Below are 16,474 nucleotides of genomic sequence, written 5' to 3' on the forward strand. Positions count from 1 at the left end.
CCAATTTAGTAATTTTATACATCATCGAAAAAAGCCATGGCAAAAATTGTTCTCCTCTCAGCCAGTATCAGACAAGGTCGAAATAGTCACCGGGTTGCCCTCTATTTTAAAAATTATATCGAAAGCAATCAGTTGGCAGATGTAGAGATGGTCGATCTTGATATTTATGATTTTCCGCTGTTTGAAGAGCGTTTACGCTTCTTAAAGAATCCGTCCGAAAAGATTTTGGATTTTGCAGCAAAAATAAGGGAAGCAGAGGGCGTTTTGCTGGTTACTCCGGAGTATAATGGAGGATATCCGGCTAGTCTAAAGAACGTAATCGATCTGCTATATGATGAATGGCGTAAAAAACCTATTGCGCTAGCTACGGCATCGGCCGGTAATTTCGGCGGTGCACAGGTCATGACATCCCTGGTGTTCAGTCTATGGAAGATCGGCTCCATACTTGTACCAGCTATGTTTCCGGTTGCCAAAGTGCAGGAAGCTTTTAATGAACAGGGTGAACCGTTGGACAAAGCGCAAACAGATAAAAGAGCGCATACTTTCGTGAGCGAATTGCTGTGGTTTATCGAAGCAAAAAAAAGAATGCATAACTAAGGAAGCGGAAAACATAAATCGCTTATTACAAGGTAAGATAAACTTTGCTTGCTACAAGCAGGCAAGGTTTTATTGTTATTAATGAAGTGTAGTTGTCCAATTGCTGCACTAGTATTGGCCATGACCTATAACCTATAACTGAAAGCCTACAACTCAAGCAATCTTTCGTTTTCGAAAATAAAAGCCTTTCAATTTTTATTATGATTTTTTATAATCTTTGTTTATTTTTGATTTCGAAAATAAAACAAAAATAAACGAAAGCATATGTCAGAAACGGTAATGCCTAACCAACGAAGGGAAAAGATAATCGAGTTGCTTAAGGAAGACGGTTTTGCCAAAGTGATTAATCTGGCAAAAATCTTCAAAGTAACCGAAGTTACGATTCGGCAGGATTTGGAGAAGCTTGAAAAAGAGGGCGCTCTGGTTCGGGAACATGGAGGGGCTTATTTGAAAAATATAGAAGATAAAGTAAGAACCTTATCACTTAGTAACCAAGACAACCTAGATAAAAAGGAAAAGATAGCGAGTAAATGTATTGAATATATTGAGAGTGGTGACAGCATTATTCTTGATTCCGGTTCAACCACAACGGAAATTGCCAAGAAGTTGAAGGGTTTTAAGAACCTTACCGTTATTACCAATGCCCTGAACATAGCCATGATGCTCGGGACCGAACCGGGTATTGACTTAATTGTTACAGGAGGTGAATTTAAACCACCTACCTTGTCGCTTACCGGACAAAAGGCGGCTGATTTTTTTCAGGGTATTTATGTGCAGAAACTTTTTCTTGCTACAGCCGGACTCTCGTTGAAGGCTGGTTTGACCTATCCCAGTATCAGCGATATTGTAGTGAAAAAAGCAATGATTGATGCCGCGGAAATAACGTATTTGGTGGCAGATTCAACAAAAATCGGAAAAAGCTCTTTTGCCAGCCTTGGTGCATTATCCTTAGTGGATTATGTCATTACAGACTCTGATATCAATGAGCGTGACAAGAATGTGTTTGAAGAAAATGATATCGAAATTCTACTTGCTTAAAGCATAAACTAAACTAACATATAAACATTCGATATGAATAATAAGGGGACTTTAGGCGTTATTATCGGAAACCGCGATTTTTTTCCGGATAAATTGGTTTCGGAAGCACGCCTTGAGATTATGGAACAGCTCGAAAGGTTGCACATAAATTACGTCGTGCTGGACGAATTTCAGACAAAATTAGGAGGCGTGGAAACTTTTAAAGATGCCCAACGATGCGCCGAACTGTTTAGGAGACATGCTTCGGAAATAGTGGGCATATTAGTGGTATTGCCTAATTTTGGTGATGAACGTGGTGTGGCCGAAACCCTAAAATTGGCTGGTTTGGATGTCCCTGTTTTAGTACAGGCCTATCCGGATGAATTGAACAAATTGGACCTTGCCAGGCGACGTGATTCATGGTGTGGGAAGATTTCGGTATGCAATAATCTATATCAATATGGAATAAAATACACCCTTACGAATCAACATGTGTTGCATCCAAAGGATCCCGCTTTTGCTCAGGAAGTGCTTGATTTTTTAGCCGTCTGTCGTGTGGTAGGTGGATTGAAACGTTTAAGGATTGGTGCTGTGGGAGCTAGGCCTGGCGGGTTCAATACGGTTCGGTATAGCGAAAAGCTTTTACAGCGCCATGGTATTTCAGTCATTACCGTCGACTTATCCGAGATCTTAGGTAGAGCCAATCGTTTGACTAAAGAGGATGCATCGGTAAAAGAGCATCTCGACAGAATTAACGCTTACGCTTCACAAGGGAAAACCCCTGATGAAGCAATGATACAGATTGCCAAGCTGGATGTGGTATTAAATCAGTTTATGGTAGAACATGATTTGGACGCTACAGCAATCCAGTGTTGGACGTCGCTTCAAACAAACTATGGCTGTAATGTATGTACCAGCATGAGCATCATGAGTGAAAACATGCTACCAAGTGCCTGTGAGGTGGACGTGACGGGAACATTAAGCATGTATGCGATGCAGTTGGCTTCGAGCTCGCCGAGTGCTTTGGTCGACTGGAATAATAACTATGCCGATGATGCCAATAAATGTGTGCTTTTCCATTGTGGTAATTGGGCAAAGTCATTCCTGCCTGACGTTGAAATTAGCAATGCCCCCATTTTAGGTACTTCCGTTGGTGTCGAAAATACGTATGGAGCGCTCGACGGTCGCACGCCGGCTTCTCCTTTGACGTATGGACGTATTAGTACGGATGATCCTAAAGGCATCATCAAAGCATATATTGGAGAAGGAACGCTTACAGACGACCCTTTGAATACTTTTGGAAATCGTGCGGTAGCACAGATTCCGGACTTACAGCGTTTGATGCAATACGTGTGTCGTAACGGTTTTGAGCATCATGTGGTTATGAATGCCTCCAACACGGCGGGCATCTTGAAAGAAGCCTTGGGGAATTATATGGGCTGGGAAGTTTATCAACACTGTCCCGAAAATTAAATCGTAAAGTTATGATAGTAAGTGAATTAATTGCGAAGTCAAAGGAGTATCGTCAAAAGATTTTAAAATATATAGTGGGCGCAAATGCCGGTCATACGGGAGGGAGCCTATCATGCATTGATATTCTAAATGTACTGTATAACGTGGTGTTAAATGTTAGTCCGGACAACTTTGAATCGCCTGATCGAGATCGCTATATTCAGAGTAAAGGGCATTGTGTAGAAGCCCTATTTGTAGTATTGGCCGATAAAGGTTTTTTTTCGGAAGGCGATTTAAATACACTATGCCGTTACCAATCACACTATATAGGACATCCTACCCGTAAGGTAAATGGCGTAGAACAAAATACGGGGGCACTTGGACACGGTTTGCCGATTAGTGTCGGCACTGCATTGGCAGCAAAAATGGATGAAAAAAATTACCGGGTATTTACCTTATTGGGTGATGGCGAATTGCCTGAGGGATCCAATTGGGAAGCAGCCCTGACGGCAGCACACTATAAGCTTGATAATCTATGTGCCATTCTAGATAAGAATAATTTACAAATTACCGGATCGACAGCGGACGTTTGTAACACCGATCCCGTGGATCTGAAATTCGAAAGCTTCGGTTGGGCGGTTAAACATGTGGATGGCCACGATTTAGCGGCAATAAAAGATGCATTGGAAAGTGTACCTTTTGAGGTAGGAAAGCCTAGTATGCTTATCGCTCATACGGTGAAAGGCAAAGGTGTGAGTTTCATGGAGCATAATATTAGCTGGCATCATGGTGTTCCGAATGAGGAGCAATATGCGCAAGCAGTAGCGGAACTAAGTGCATAAACATTATGGGAAATGTATTAACAGACGATTTGCAGGTTACCAAACCGAATTTGGAAGTGTTTTCTGCGACTTTGCAGCATTTGGCAACGGGCGACCGCAATGTCGTAGTGATTACCAGCGATTCCAGGGGGTCAGGTAAGCTTGTGCCTTTCGGTAAAAAATATCCGACCCAAATGGTAGAGGTCGGCATTGCTGAACAGAATTTGGTTGGGGTAGCTGCAGGTTTGGCTTCTACGGGTAAAAAGGCTTTTGCGGTGTCTCCCGCCTGCTTTCTAACGGCAAGAGCCTTGGAACAGATTAAAAATGATGTCGCATATTCGGATAATCCGGTGCGCCTCATCGGTATCAGTGCGGGTGTCAGTTATGGAGCTTTGGGCTCCACTCACCACAGCTTACACGATTTTGCAGCACTTAGAGCCATTAACAACTTGAAAATTGTGGCACCGGCTGATAATTATGAAACGGAACAAGCTATTTTGCAAGCTTATCACCTGGATCAGCCCATCTATCTGCGTTTTGGAAAGAAACCTATGCCTTTGCTGACAGAGGATTCAACTGACAGCTTCACTTTAGGAAAGGGTAGGGTTGTTAGAAGGGGACAAGATTTGGCTTTTATCGCTACGGGGGAAACTGTTTATCCGGCTTTAATGGCCGCGCAAAAACTGAAGAGCGAGCGGAACTTGGATATTGCCGTGGTAAGTATGCATACCATAAAGCCATTAGATACCGAATTGCTGCAATACTTTGCAGCAAATGCAAAGGCGATTGTGACGGTAGAAGAGCATAGTATAAACGGAGGACTTGGGGAAGCCTGCGCATCTTTTCTTCTACAACACGATTATCGAAAACCTTTTAAAATTGTTGGGATACCGGATGAATATACCGTTACCGGATCACAAATTGAGATTTTTAATCATTACGGTATTTCAGAAGTAGGTTTAGCGGATGCCGCTTTAACCCTACTGAACACGATGACATAAGAAACACCTTATACATCGGCATTTATAAACTAACACAAACCATTTTATGAACCATCTAAAAGTATGGGCCTTATTGCTGCTGCTATGTTTTGGTTGCGGTGGTAGGAATAAAGATAGCCAAAAGAAGCAAATCGCGATCGTAGTTTCTACGCTCAATAATCCATGGTTTGTCTTTTTGGCAGAATCTGCCGCGGAAAAAGCACAAGCTTTGGGTTATACCACTAAGATTTTCGATTCTCAAAATAATACAGCTTTAGAAACGGATCATTTTGAAAATGCAATAGCCGCCGGCTTTGATGCTATTTTGTTTAATCCCACGGATGCGGAAGGCTCTGTCGTAAATGCAACAAAGGCAATGGAAGCCAACATCCCGGTTTTTTGCATGGACCGGGAGATTAACTCGCGATCTGCAGCCACTTCACAGATCCTATCGGATAGCTATGCGGCCTGTGTACAATTGGGTGAATTATTTGCCAACGATTTGGAGCGACGGGGGAATTATGCGGAAATATTGGGTATTGTTTCGGATAACAATACCTGGAATCGCTCCAAAGGTTTCCATAGCGTAGTGGATAATTTCCCCAATTTGAAAATGGTAGCTCAACAGAGCGCTGATTTTGACCGCAATAAAGCCATGGAAGTAATGGAATCTATTTTACAGGGACATCCGGATATTAAGGGTGTTTTTTGTGGAAATGATGCCATGGCAATGGGCGCTTATCAAGCAACGGTCGCAGCGGGAAAGCAAGATCAGATAAAAATATATGGCTTCGACGGTGCCGAAGATGCCGTACATGCAGTTGCAGATGGCCGTATACAGGCTACCGCCATGCAATTTCCTAAAGTAATCGCTGAGAAAGCGGCTAAGTTTGCAGATGCTTACTTCAAAGGAGAGCGGACATTTCGTAAGAAGCTACCGATTGCAGTGGATGTTGTGACGCAGGAAAATATCAACCAATATATTGCTTATGGCAAAAAAACTAAGTAATATGATGAAGCGCGGACTTAAATATGTATTCATGGCCCTTATAGGTGCCACTTTGATTTACCATTCTGTTTACTTCAAAAGCCTTCAGAGGGTTAAGGCAAGTGTCAAGGATCTTAATATTGATAGTTATGCTAAGAATTACTTGTTTAAGCTTATTCCTAACGCCAAGTCTGAATTTGTGGATATTACTCTGCTTCGTAGGGCGCTGGTGGAAAATGCTTCGCAAGCCTTTGCAAGCTATTCTCATGCAGTAAGCGATGGAGACCTTCGCTATTTTATGGTGACAGGCGCCGGTGTGGTTGTGCAAACGGACTCCGATTATATATGGAGCCGAAGTGACACAAAGCCAGCCATTAAGCTAGCGACAAAATACATATACGGAACGGCAGCAAGAGACGCAGCTGGCTTGATAGCGGTAGACTCTTTTGATAATACGATGGTGTTCAATGAGCTCTCTGAAAAGATTAATGAGTTAGTTCGTAAGGAGATAGTGCCTATCTCGGAGAACTTCAAGCCCGGCGATAGCCTTCGATTTACAGGTGCCCTTGGTTTAAGCACAAAAGCTCCGCAACTAACAGAAGCAACTATTATTCCTCTACAGCTGGAACGATTGGAAACTAACGATAAAAAGGATCAAGATGTTAGAGACCGTTAATATTACCAAGAGATTTGCAGGAGTAACTGCGCTTAATAATGTTAACCTTCAGTTGATGCCGGGGAAAGTTACTGCACTTATCGGTGAAAATGGAGCTGGGAAGTCGACGCTTATGAAAATACTGTCAGGTGTATATACCTCCTACGAGGGGCAGGTTGTATACAAGGGGCGTGAAATGCATTTTGCAAATCCAAAGGAAGCGCAGAATAGCGGCATCGCTATCATTCATCAAGAACTTAATTTGATTCCGGACCTTTCGATTTTCGAAAATATTTATTTGGGAAGAGAGCTTATCGACACTTGGGGGTTTGTTGATCGGAAGACCATGCGTAAGCAAACCCAAAGTCTACTGCAAAGATTGAAACTTGATCTTAGTGTGGATTGCCTCATACGCGATTTGAAGGTTGGACAACAACAAGTGGTAGAAATTGCCAAAGCTTTACTGACAGATGCCGATGTCTTGATTATGGATGAACCAACCTCGGCTATCAGTGAACAGGAAGTGGACGTGCTTTTTGATATTATTGAAAGACTTCGAAGTGAAGGTAAAACGATTGTCTATATCTCTCATAAATTGGATGAATTGTTCAAAATAGCAGATGCTTACATCGTGTTACGTGACGGTTGTGTGGTTGAAAGTGGCGATATATGTAACGTGAATCATGATGTATTGATCAGTAAAATGGTGGGTAGGGATATTCAATTATTGAAAGTAGGAACCAGGGCCCTGGCTGAAGAGGTAGTGTTAAAAGTTGATAATCTGTGTTTGTATGATGTCCATTCGAAACAACGCCTCGTCGTCGATCATGCTTCTTTTCAAGTTCATCGGGGTGAAATATTAGGTCTGTTCGGTTTAATGGGAGCAGGTAGAACGGAACTGCTGGAAACTATCATCGGTATGCATGACACCCGTAAAAGCGGCGAGATTCTGATGGACGGGCAGACGCTTCGTTTAAAATCTCCTCAGCAAGCCATACAGGCAGGGATCGTTTTAGTACCCGAAGATCGGAAGAAAAATGGTTTGGTTTTAGGTCTTGACATTAAAACAAATGTCAGTCTCAGTCGACTGCAGGAAGTGAGCGAGTTCGGCTTTATCAATAAGAGAAAGGACTTAAGTCTGGCACAGCACTATGTCGATTCCTTAAAGATCAAGTGTTCTTCGCCCACCCAACAAACAAAAAATCTCAGCGGAGGGAATCAACAAAAAGTGGTGCTAGCCCGATGCCTTGTAACTAAACCCCGTGTATTGTTATTAGATGAGCCCACACGAGGTATTGACCCCCACGCTAAAAACGAAATATATAAACTGATCTTAAGTTTAGCCGAACAAGGGATGGCCATTGTGGTTGTCTCCTCTGAACTACCGGAAATTCTGTGTCTATCAGATCGAGTGATGGTAATGAGCGAAGGCCGATTAACTGCCACTTTTCAAGCCGCGGAAGCTAATGAAGATAATATATTAAAGGCAGCCATTCCGAAAACTATCTAATTTAAAAAGAGAAAAATGATTCACCAGCGTATCAAAATCGCCAAATTTCAATCGCTTATTGCACTGGTACTAATGTGTGTAATATTGTCTTTCCTCTCCGATAAATTTCTTACACCTGCCAATGGATGGAATGTGCTGCGACAAATTTCAGTTAATATTTGTATTTCTGTAGGAATGACCCTGATAATTTTAACAGCCGGTATTGATCTATCCGTGGGTTCAATTTTAGCTTTTAGCGGCGCAGTTGTAGCCGGTCTGTTGAAGTTTGGAATAGAAATGCCTTCTTATGATCTCTATGTGGGATTTACACTTTTAGGTGGCGTATTATCCGGGTTGTTGGTGGGAGCTGCCTTAGGGGCTTTTAACGGCTTGGTAATTACGAAATTCAAAGTACCACCTTTTGTAGCGACCTTGGCTATGTTAACTATTGCAAGGGGCTTTACCATGCTTTGGACCAAGGGGTATCCAATTTCTTCTTTGGGTAAGGAATTTGCCTATATCGGTACCGGTTGGTTTTTAGGTGTGCCCGTTCTTGTTTGGATTGCAGCACTGATTGTGATTGGAGCGATCATATTGACGAACCGAACGGCCTTTGGTAAATACATTTATGCCATTGGCGGTAATGAGAATGCTGCGAGGTTATCGGGAATTAATATCAACAGGGTGAAAATTTGGGTGTACACCTTGGCTGGAATTTTAGCAGCGATAGGAGGTATTATGGTGACGTCGCGTTTAAATTCGGCCCAACCGAATGCCGGCTTAAGTTATGAGCTGGATTCCATTGCAGCTGTAGTCATTGGTGGTACTTCGCTCGCCGGAGGAAGGGGCACGATCGCAGGGACGGTACTGGGAGCGATGATAATCGGTATATTGAATAATGGCTTGGTACTGATGGATGTTTCGCCCTTTTGGCAACAAGTCGTAAAAGGCGCAGTTATCCTCTTAGCAGTTATGATTGACAAAGCAAATCATAAAGAAGAATAACATGACAGCAAGTTCTTGTATTTTAGCGATCGATCAAGGCACTAGCGGTACGAAGTCGCTTGTTTTTGACAGTAAAGGGAACATTTGTGCAGAAGCAACAATCCCCTTAAAAACAAGTTATTTTGGCGAGGGCTTTGTAGAGCAGCATCCGGAAGATATTTATAAAAATGTTTTACAGTCTGTTCGTGCTTGTTTGCAGCAGTATCAATCTACCGGTGCCTCTTTGTCGGCGATCGTTTCCTGTGGCATTTCCAATCAACGCGAAACCTTTCTTCTTTGGGACGAATTTGGTTCACCTTTGTGCAACGCGGTGGTATGGCAATGTAAGCGATCGGTTGATGTTTGTTATGAGATGCAAAGTCTGGATTTAGGTAATGTTATACATGATAAAACGGGTTTATTCATCGATCCTTATTTTTCAGGCACTAAACTGATTTGGTTATACCGTAATAATCCCGAAATCCAAAAGGCTATTAAGGCGGGTAAAGCTTATTTTGGGACGGTTGATACATGGTTGCTCTATCGTTTAACTAAAGGAGAGGCTTATCTTACCGATTATACCAATGCTTCGCGTACCTTGTTATTTAACTTAAATACACTGAGCTGGGATCGGGAATTAATCGCTCTTTTTGGCTTGGAGGGCATCCGATTGCCAGAGGTTAAACCTTCGTCCTATGCATTCGGATCGAGTCATTTTGAAGGATTGTTCAAACGAGCACTTCCTGTCCAGGCAATGATTGGTGATTCGCATGCCGCCGCTTTTGGAGAGGCATGCATCTATCCGGGTACCGCCAAAGCCACTTTAGGTACAGGTTGTTCGATTCTATTCAACGTAGGAACCGAGCGCCGAAATTCTAATTCCGGAATGGTTTCAACCATCTGCTGGAGTACGGAGGATCGGGTGGACTATGCGTTGGAGGGTATTATCGTATCCTGCGCCTCACCTTTGGCATGGTTAAAAACGGAACTTGGGTTGCTTACTGATTTCGCGGAGGCGGAAAACATGGCAACATCGGTAACTGACAACAATGGCGTTTACCTAATACCCGCTTTTAGCGGTTTAGGCGCTCCTTTCTGGGATATGAACAGAAAAGCCTCTTTGGAAGGTTTAACGTTTTCGAGCAATAAGAACCATATCGTGCGTGCAGCGTTGGAGTCCATTGCCTACCAAATACAAGATGTGTTATCTGCCATGAAACAAGACACGGGTATTCCTATTCAAGAACTTATGGTGAACGGAGGTGCAAGTAGCAATAACTTCGTTGTGCAGTTTTTAAGTGATTTACTGGAGGCAAAAGTCATCAGGAACGAAAATAAAAATGTATCCGCTTTCGGTGCCGGTTTTCTGGCAGGCCTCAAGGCGAACATTTTTCCTGACCTGGATAGCGTTCAATCTCTTTATCATCGGCATCCTATTGCGAAGACTACGCAAGTAGCAAAGGTAGCCGAAGCTTATCGTGGATGGCAACGATTTATACATGCGACAAAGTCCTGATTTTGTCTAGTTCATCGTTGACTTTGTCCAATTCACGAGATTCGTTCTTATCTCAGTTGCTAACATTATCTACTTTTAACCTATATCAAAAATATAGGTTATGAACACATTAAAAATAATTGCTTCTGCCGCGGGCTTGGCAGTTTTATTGGTGACAACTGCCGCATTTATCGACTTCAGGTATGAAAAGGAAATAAAAAAAATACAATCGCCCAAAAATGAAGGAGGTTTTGCCGTTGTTGAGCTATTTACTTCTGAAGGTTGTTCAAGTTGCCCTCCCGCCGATGAATTGATGGAAAAAATCCAAGCGGAAAATGAAAACAAACAGCTATACATTTTAGCTTTTCATGTGGATTATTGGGATCATCAAGGTTGGAAAGACCGATTTAGCGATCATGAATTTTCACTTAGGCAAAAGCAATATGCCAATTGGATGAAGCTCCAAACTATTTATACCCCACAGGTGATTGTGAATGGCTCAGAGGAAATGATCGGCTCGGAAGCAGGTGCCGTATTCAATGCAATCAAACGGCAATTAGCACAAAAGGCTTCATCGTCCCTTCGTTTAAGTTGCAAAATACAAAATAAAAAGGCGGTAATACATTATCAAGGTGTCGCTGACCAAGAAGAGGCCGAATTGGTACTTACACTTGTTCAACAATCAACAGCCAGTAGTGTAAAAGCTGGCGAGAATGCAGGTCGAAACCTGACACATGTACAGGTAGTAAGGAAATTAGCACGTAAAAGCTTAAATGGAAAAAAAGAGATTGTATTTTATTTACCTGACGATTTCAATGAAAAAGGATGGGAACTGGTTGGATTTGTGCAAAACCTCCGGAACGGTCATATTTCACAAGCAGCGCGTTTTGATTTAGATGAGAAATGAAAAAATTGTCACACCATTAAAATAATGACAAAGTAAAGCCGGCCATTTCTTTGATGAAACAGCTGGCTTTGTTTTTTGGGTTTTTGAACCTCGAAAAAATAACTCAGATTGCTAATGTATCTACGGCCTTTTCAAAAGCATTTTCTTGTATACCAGGAATAGCAACACCCTCAACACGATAAGTGGTGATGTCATCTAGGCCAATAAAATTGAGCGCCTTCGTGAGGTAGGGCTCGGTAAAATCAAAAGACCGCATCGGTCCTTCAGCATATATGCCACCGGAAGAAATGGCTAAATAGACTTTTTTACCTATTAGCAATCCTTCAGGCCCTTCAGCTCCGTATTTGAAGGTAACACCTGCGCGCATAACATGGTCGAGCCAAGCTTTTAAAGTGGAATGTATACCAAAATTATACATAGGAGCGCCTATAACGATGATGTCGGCTTTTTGCAGCTCGGCAATGGCCTCATCCGAATGTTTGATTGCAGTGGCCTGTGCTTCGGTCCTTTTGGACGGCTCGGTCATGAAGGCATGGAGATGCGCCTCTTCTAAATGTGGAAAGTGCGTCTCTGTTAAGTTATGTACTTTTACATTGCTGCCCGGATACTTAGCAGAAAGCCTTGTCACAATTTCATTTCCAAGTTTGATACTGAAAGAGTCCTTGCCTCTAGGACTAGAGATAATATGTAATATATTCATCGTTTTAAATTTTTTCAAAAGTAAGCAGTGGTACTTTCAAAAAGATATGACTATACCAAAGGATAGTGCTATCCTTTGGTATAGTCGCAATTGCTATCTTTGTTTTATGGAAGATCACGTATACACTAAACAAACGTGCACTGAAAATATTCAGGCAGTTAGAGATGCTTTATATGTACTGAATGGAAAGTGGAAATTGTTGGTGATTATTGCGCTGACGGAGGGGGCTACACGCTTTACAGAAATCGAAAAGTCAATCGGTGAAATTACGCCAAAGGTACTTTCGAAAGAATTAAGAGAGCTGGAACTGAATGAGTTTATAGAAAGAAAGGTGCTGAATACCGTACCTGTGCAAATCCACTACGAGTTGACATCACACAGTGATTCATTGAAAGAAGTAATTAACTCCCTAGCTATTTGGGGTAAACAGCACAGGGAATACATACAAAATAAAAGAAAGCTCATGCAATCGAATAAGAGCGTCTAGCTGCTTTTACGCATCACGATGCGTTTAACTAGATAAAGCAATAGCAACGATATGCAACTAACACAGGCAACGACGATTCCTACATAATTGTATCCTGCCAATACACTATCTTTACCTGCCTGGCTTACCAACATGCCTGCGATGGTGGCGCCAACGCCACCTGCGATCTGCTGCAAGGAAGAGTTTATGCTCATAAAGGCACCGCGATCTTTCTGCTCAGGTACGGCACTAACAAGTGCGGTAGAGGGTACCATACGGCCTATTACGGTAGTAGTGATGAGCACGTTGAAGACAAGCACCACCCAAAATGGTGTGGGGCCAAGTTGCGTATAAAAGATACTCATGAACATCAGACCAATACTGGCGATCGCAAATAACTTGTATTTATCAATCCGGTCACTTAATTTTCCTAAAGCAGGCATCATCACCAGCGAAAAGCAGCCCGAAACCATGAAAAGGACAGGAAGTTGTTCGTGCGAAATACCTAGATTATTAACTGCAAAAACAGTGGCGTAGGGCATCAGCATAAAGCCACCTATCGACAGCAGTGCCGTAGCTGCCATGCCAATACGATAATCTCCATTGGCAATTGTTCGGTAAAGGTGCACGAGTGAGTTTTCCTTGCTCTGCAAGGCAAGGTGTTCAGTAACCGGCCGCAGCCAGCAGGCAATGGCAATAACGATAAGTATGGCCAATACGGAGATCATAAAGAAAGGCATTTCCCAGCCCCACCTATTTGCTATGAACAGGCCGATGGGAATACCCAACACTTGACTGGCACCGAAACCCATTTGTACAACTCCCATGACACGACCACGTTTCTCCAAGGTAAAAAGGTCCGTAATAATAGCCATGGAAATGGCACCAATAACACCGCCAAATAAACCGGTAATAACACGCGCGGCTACTAAGGTGAAGAGTGTATTGGCTAAACCACAAAGGAGTGTTCCGATGACAAAACCAATGTAGAAAAACAGCAGTAGCTTTTTACGATCGTATTTATCAGCAAATCCTGCCGTGAGAAGGCCTGATGCGCCTGCGCTAAAAGCATAGGCCGAGACAGCCAGTGCAAAGGAATTGGCTCTAATGTCCATGGCTTTGATCAACATATCGCCTAGAGGCGACATGACCATAAAATCGAGTATAATGGTGAACTGTGTAAAAGCCAGTATTAAGATTACCAATCGTTCGTAGGGTGTAAAGGGTGCTTTTTTTTCCGTTTGCATTTGTGCTAGCTTAGTATTTCGCATTCAAAACCACATCCATGTACCAACTCCATAATATCGTCGGAGGAAAGGGTAGGACTCACTACCCGTAAGACATAATCTTCGTCGCTTAAATCAACCGACCAAGTTTCTATGGTTCCTAGCTGATCAAGCACTCGAGCAACTTTATGCTTGCAGTTGCTATCTTCAATGCTTGTTTTGAATATAAGTACGTGTTCAAATTTTTGCATAATGATATCACTCATATTTGGGAAGTCTATTTTTTAAATGCCTTCACTACCAATTCAAAAGCTTGCCAGAGCATTTCCTCTTTTAAAGTAAAGGGACGACCGTTTAAACTTACACCATCATTATGGAATTTCACGAGCCCATATAAAGGACCAAAGGCGACCGACCAATAGACTTCCAGCGGAAGATTTGGAATGTCTCCTCGATCGACAGCATGCTGAACGAAGGCGCCCAAAATAGGCTCGGCTTTCTCTGTGAAAGCTCCCATGAAACGGTTATAATACAAAGTACTTCTAATTTGTTCGAAAAATAAGCTAAGGGTCTGATTATTGAGCATTTGCCGATAGCGATTCGCCCATTGTGTCCTCAAGCCTTGCTCAAAAGGAGCGTCCGGATCCAAGCCCCGTACAAGATCGTCGGCCATTGTCTCGCCCTGTTCCGCCGCTAGTCTGCTGATCAGATCATCTTTATCCTTATAGTAGATGTAAATAGTAGCGACAGAAATCTTACACTCCTTCGCCAGCTTATTTATACTAAAGTAATCCAATCCGCCCTTTCCGATCAGTTCTATTGCTTTTTGCTTTACCAGTTGCTCTTTTTCTATATCCCTATTTCTCATGTGGTATACATAATGGCTGCAAATATAAGTGAATATTCATTTATTTATAAATTTTATTTTGGTTGTTTTGAGATTAGGATAATGAAAGCAATAGACGGGATTGATGTAAAAAAGGGCAATACAGACCCATAAGGTCCGTATTGCCCTTTTTTTTAATTATAGCCGGGGTTTTGAGGAAAACTGGATGATCCACCTTCTGTTCGATCTATCTGATCTTGTGGAATGGGGCGTAAAACATGATAGTCCTTGATGTTTTTTCCGCCGTCGGGGTTGTAAGCTTGTACCCGTGTTACCAATTGATGCGTTCTTACCAAATCATACCAGCGAAGTTGCTCACCCAGCAATTCTCTGCCACGTTCTTCCAGTATGAAATCAATATTCAGGTCGGCGGCGGTAATTAGCATTGCTTGACGATGGGTTGCATCCTCGGCTTCATCCGTGCTATTGTACGCGGCCCTTGCTCGGACCATATTCATGTAAGTAACCGCCTTATCCATGTCTCCACTGTACATAAAAGCTTCCGCCGCGATCAAGCAGGTTTCAGCAAGCCGAAATGCTAGAAAGTCGCGAGAGCCGAACTCATAATTAATATCCGGGCGTTGTGGATCTAAAAATTTAGTTAATGTCGGGTATAGTTTCTTGGTATACGACTGTGGCTCGATAACCATGAAGTTTTTCGAGGCCTTTACCACAGGATCCAGCTGGTAGCCTGGTAGCCAGATAGCGGTATCTCCCAAGGCGTAAGTTACTTGTTTCCCGTTTACATTATAGGTGCCTGGTTTACTGCAATAGAATACATCCTTAAAGCTTTTTTTATAGCGTGTGTCATTCACGCGATCGGCAAACAAAACATCAAGTGTGTAATTAGTTGGCATAAAGCGTTTCCAAGGTTGCCCATCCTGTATATTCCTGTTCATTCCCGGTAAAACGTCATATTCCATGAGGAAATACCGGTGTGCGGAATTTCCTGTTCCGTCGGCGTCCGCATCTGCACCATTCGTGATGGCATTTTTAGTATATTGAACCGCCCATATGACTTCCTCATTTCGCTCGCCGGCTCCTTGCTCAAAAACAGCAGCAAAATCTTCCAGTAAGTGAAAATTATAGCCAGTAATTACTTGTTCAGCCAGGACGGCCGCATCTCGGTAATCACTGTCTTTTGCTGCTTCAGAGCTTGCTCGGGTAAGTAATACCCGAGCAAGCAAATGTTCGGCAGCGGGTTTTGTAGCTCGACCATAATCGGTTTGTTCGGCCGGCAGATTTTGAATAGCAGCTCTTAGATCATCTTCTATCAATTGATAAATATCAGTGAGCGGAGCACGTGATGCCGTTGTTGTTGCTTCTTTCGTTTCGCTGGTTGTAAGATGGACGGAACCGTACTGTTGCACCAATGTGAAATAATAGTAGGCCCTGAGAAATTGTGCTTCACTCCTGCGGATATTACGTTGTTCTTCCGGCATATCCGCAACATCGGGGGCGCGATCAATTACGGCATTACAGGTATTGATACCGACATATAAATTGTTCCATAAGTCGCGCACGTAGGTCGTACGGGGGTCAAATTGGGATGTATACTCATTGATGAATTTGTAAGAGCCGTCAGAACCCATCGTATAGGTATCCGTTCCGAAAACAGTCATTGTCATGCCCAGCTCATTAGCGTGGAAAGTCCGAAGGGTAGAATAAGCCGCTTTAACGCCGTCTTCAAGCCCTTCGGGTGTTGAAAGGTATTCATCGCTAACTTGCGAACGGATTTCCTCATCCAGCATGCGCTTGCAAGAGGTACATAGGGCAAGCGTCAATATAGATAGCATTAATATTGTTCTCAT

17 protein-coding genes are annotated in these 16,474 nt (G+C 42.7%); 12 read left to right on the top strand and 5 right to left on the bottom strand.

Features of this window, described 5'->3' with window-relative positions; genetic code table 11:
• Positions 1–36 precede the first annotated feature (36 nt).
• The 11 genes from FKG96_RS10435 to FKG96_RS10485 all read left to right on the top strand — a co-directional run bounded on the left by FKG96_RS10435 (position 37) and on the right by FKG96_RS10485 (position 11,385).
• Positions 37–597 carry an NADPH-dependent FMN reductase gene (locus FKG96_RS10435; RefSeq protein ID WP_013665884.1) on the top strand — a complete coding sequence of 187 codons (561 nt, stop codon included), beginning with the start codon at positions 37–39 and terminating at the stop codon, positions 595–597.
• Between the two features lie 264 nt (positions 598–861).
• Entirely contained in the window at positions 862–1,635 is a 774-nt protein-coding gene (locus FKG96_RS10440; protein WP_149105503.1) for a DeoR/GlpR family DNA-binding transcription regulator, read from the top strand.
• A 33-nt stretch (positions 1,636–1,668) separates the two neighbouring features.
• Positions 1,669–3,087: an L-fucose/L-arabinose isomerase family protein gene (locus tag FKG96_RS10445; protein WP_149105504.1), complete on the top strand. Its 1,419-nt coding sequence runs from the start codon at positions 1,669–1,671 to the stop codon at positions 3,085–3,087.
• Between the two features lie 11 nt (positions 3,088–3,098).
• A complete protein-coding gene (locus tag FKG96_RS10450) occupies positions 3,099–3,908 on the top strand; it encodes a transketolase (protein WP_130857132.1) in 810 nt (269 codons plus the stop codon).
• A 5-nt stretch (positions 3,909–3,913) separates the two neighbouring features.
• On the top strand, positions 3,914–4,888 hold the full coding sequence (locus FKG96_RS10455) for a transketolase family protein (RefSeq protein ID WP_013665888.1): 975 nt from the start codon (positions 3,914–3,916) through the stop codon (positions 4,886–4,888).
• Between the two features lie 46 nt (positions 4,889–4,934).
• Entirely contained in the window at positions 4,935–5,876 is a 942-nt protein-coding gene (locus FKG96_RS10460) for a D-ribose ABC transporter substrate-binding protein (RefSeq protein ID WP_149105505.1), read from the top strand.
• On the top strand, positions 5,857–6,531 hold the full coding sequence (locus FKG96_RS10465) for a DUF2291 family protein (protein WP_130857134.1): 675 nt from the start codon (positions 5,857–5,859) through the stop codon (positions 6,529–6,531). Before FKG96_RS10460 ends, FKG96_RS10465 begins: the two co-directional genes overlap by 20 nt.
• On the top strand, positions 6,515–8,020 hold the full coding sequence (locus tag FKG96_RS10470) for a sugar ABC transporter ATP-binding protein (RefSeq protein ID WP_130857135.1): 1,506 nt from the start codon (positions 6,515–6,517) through the stop codon (positions 8,018–8,020). The genes FKG96_RS10465 and FKG96_RS10470 overlap by 17 nt, the downstream gene beginning before the upstream one ends.
• Before the next feature lie 15 nt (positions 8,021–8,035).
• Positions 8,036–9,004: an ABC transporter permease gene (locus FKG96_RS10475; RefSeq protein WP_013665892.1), complete on the top strand. Its 969-nt coding sequence runs from the start codon at positions 8,036–8,038 to the stop codon at positions 9,002–9,004.
• Position 9,005: 1 nt separating this feature from the next.
• Entirely contained in the window at positions 9,006–10,499 is a 1,494-nt protein-coding gene (locus FKG96_RS10480; RefSeq protein WP_130857136.1) for a glycerol kinase GlpK, read from the top strand.
• Between the two features lie 100 nt (positions 10,500–10,599).
• On the top strand, positions 10,600–11,385 hold the full coding sequence (locus FKG96_RS10485; RefSeq protein ID WP_130857137.1) for a thioredoxin family protein: 786 nt from the start codon (positions 10,600–10,602) through the stop codon (positions 11,383–11,385).
• Between the two features lie 103 nt (positions 11,386–11,488).
• Here the strand turns inward: FKG96_RS10485 and FKG96_RS10490 are convergent, their stop codons facing one another.
• Positions 11,489–12,085 (bottom strand): FMN-dependent NADH-azoreductase, encoded by a 597-nt coding sequence (locus FKG96_RS10490; RefSeq protein ID WP_130857138.1) that lies wholly within the window; start codon positions 12,083–12,085, stop codon positions 11,489–11,491.
• A 46-nt stretch (positions 12,086–12,131) separates the two neighbouring features.
• On the opposite strand from FKG96_RS10490, the gene FKG96_RS10495 reads away from it, so the two are divergent.
• A complete protein-coding gene (locus FKG96_RS10495; protein WP_130857139.1) occupies positions 12,132–12,572 on the top strand; it encodes a helix-turn-helix domain-containing protein in 441 nt (146 codons plus the stop codon).
• On the opposite strand, the gene FKG96_RS10500 is transcribed toward FKG96_RS10495, so the two are convergent.
• From FKG96_RS10500 to FKG96_RS10515, 4 genes are all read right to left on the bottom strand, one after another.
• The gene (locus FKG96_RS10500; protein ID WP_130857140.1) at positions 12,569–13,798 is read right to left on the bottom strand and encodes an MFS transporter; all 1,230 of its coding nucleotides are present in this window, start codon (positions 13,796–13,798) and stop codon (positions 12,569–12,571) included. The two genes, FKG96_RS10495 and FKG96_RS10500, sit on opposite strands and share 4 nt — an antisense overlap.
• 5 nt (positions 13,799–13,803) lie before the next feature.
• Positions 13,804–14,043 carry a hypothetical protein gene (locus FKG96_RS10505; RefSeq protein WP_130857141.1) on the bottom strand — a complete coding sequence of 80 codons (240 nt, stop codon included), beginning with the start codon at positions 14,041–14,043 and terminating at the stop codon, positions 13,804–13,806.
• Between the two features lie 11 nt (positions 14,044–14,054).
• Positions 14,055–14,645: a TetR/AcrR family transcriptional regulator gene (locus FKG96_RS10510; RefSeq protein WP_013665899.1), complete on the bottom strand. Its 591-nt coding sequence runs from the start codon at positions 14,643–14,645 to the stop codon at positions 14,055–14,057.
• Positions 14,646–14,797: 152 nt separating this feature from the next.
• Positions 14,798–16,474 carry a RagB/SusD family nutrient uptake outer membrane protein gene (locus FKG96_RS10515; RefSeq protein WP_130857143.1) on the bottom strand — a complete coding sequence of 559 codons (1,677 nt, stop codon included), beginning with the start codon at positions 16,472–16,474 and terminating at the stop codon, positions 14,798–14,800.

Source organism: Olivibacter sp. LS-1 (genome assembly GCF_008245145.1).
Lineage (GTDB): Bacteria > Bacteroidota > Bacteroidia > Sphingobacteriales > Sphingobacteriaceae > Olivibacter > Olivibacter oleidegradans.

Coding starts and splice junctions, on each gene's coding strand:
- FKG96_RS10435 (WP_013665884.1), top strand. CDS start 37: ATGGCAAAAATTGTTCTCCTCTCAGCCAGTATCAGACAAGGTCGAAAT.
- FKG96_RS10440 (WP_149105503.1), top strand. CDS start 862: ATGTCAGAAACGGTAATGCCTAACCAACGAAGGGAAAAGATAATCGAG.
- FKG96_RS10445 (WP_149105504.1), top strand. CDS start 1,669: ATGAATAATAAGGGGACTTTAGGCGTTATTATCGGAAACCGCGATTTT.
- FKG96_RS10450 (WP_130857132.1), top strand. CDS start 3,099: ATGATAGTAAGTGAATTAATTGCGAAGTCAAAGGAGTATCGTCAAAAG.
- FKG96_RS10455 (WP_013665888.1), top strand. CDS start 3,914: ATGGGAAATGTATTAACAGACGATTTGCAGGTTACCAAACCGAATTTG.
- FKG96_RS10460 (WP_149105505.1), top strand. CDS start 4,935: ATGAACCATCTAAAAGTATGGGCCTTATTGCTGCTGCTATGTTTTGGT.
- FKG96_RS10465 (WP_130857134.1), top strand. CDS start 5,857: ATGGCAAAAAAACTAAGTAATATGATGAAGCGCGGACTTAAATATGTA.
- FKG96_RS10470 (WP_130857135.1), top strand. CDS start 6,515: ATGTTAGAGACCGTTAATATTACCAAGAGATTTGCAGGAGTAACTGCG.
- FKG96_RS10475 (WP_013665892.1), top strand. CDS start 8,036: ATGATTCACCAGCGTATCAAAATCGCCAAATTTCAATCGCTTATTGCA.
- FKG96_RS10480 (WP_130857136.1), top strand. CDS start 9,006: ATGACAGCAAGTTCTTGTATTTTAGCGATCGATCAAGGCACTAGCGGT.
- FKG96_RS10485 (WP_130857137.1), top strand. CDS start 10,600: ATGAACACATTAAAAATAATTGCTTCTGCCGCGGGCTTGGCAGTTTTA.
- FKG96_RS10490 (WP_130857138.1), bottom strand. CDS start 12,085: ATGAATATATTACATATTATCTCTAGTCCTAGAGGCAAGGACTCTTTC.
- FKG96_RS10495 (WP_130857139.1), top strand. CDS start 12,132: ATGACTATACCAAAGGATAGTGCTATCCTTTGGTATAGTCGCAATTGC.
- FKG96_RS10500 (WP_130857140.1), bottom strand. CDS start 13,798: ATGCAAACGGAAAAAAAAGCACCCTTTACACCCTACGAACGATTGGTA.
- FKG96_RS10505 (WP_130857141.1), bottom strand. CDS start 14,043: ATGAGTGATATCATTATGCAAAAATTTGAACACGTACTTATATTCAAA.
- FKG96_RS10510 (WP_013665899.1), bottom strand. CDS start 14,645: ATGAGAAATAGGGATATAGAAAAAGAGCAACTGGTAAAGCAAAAAGCA.
- FKG96_RS10515 (WP_130857143.1), bottom strand. CDS start 16,474: ATGAGAACAATATTAATGCTATCTATATTGACGCTTGCCCTATGTACC.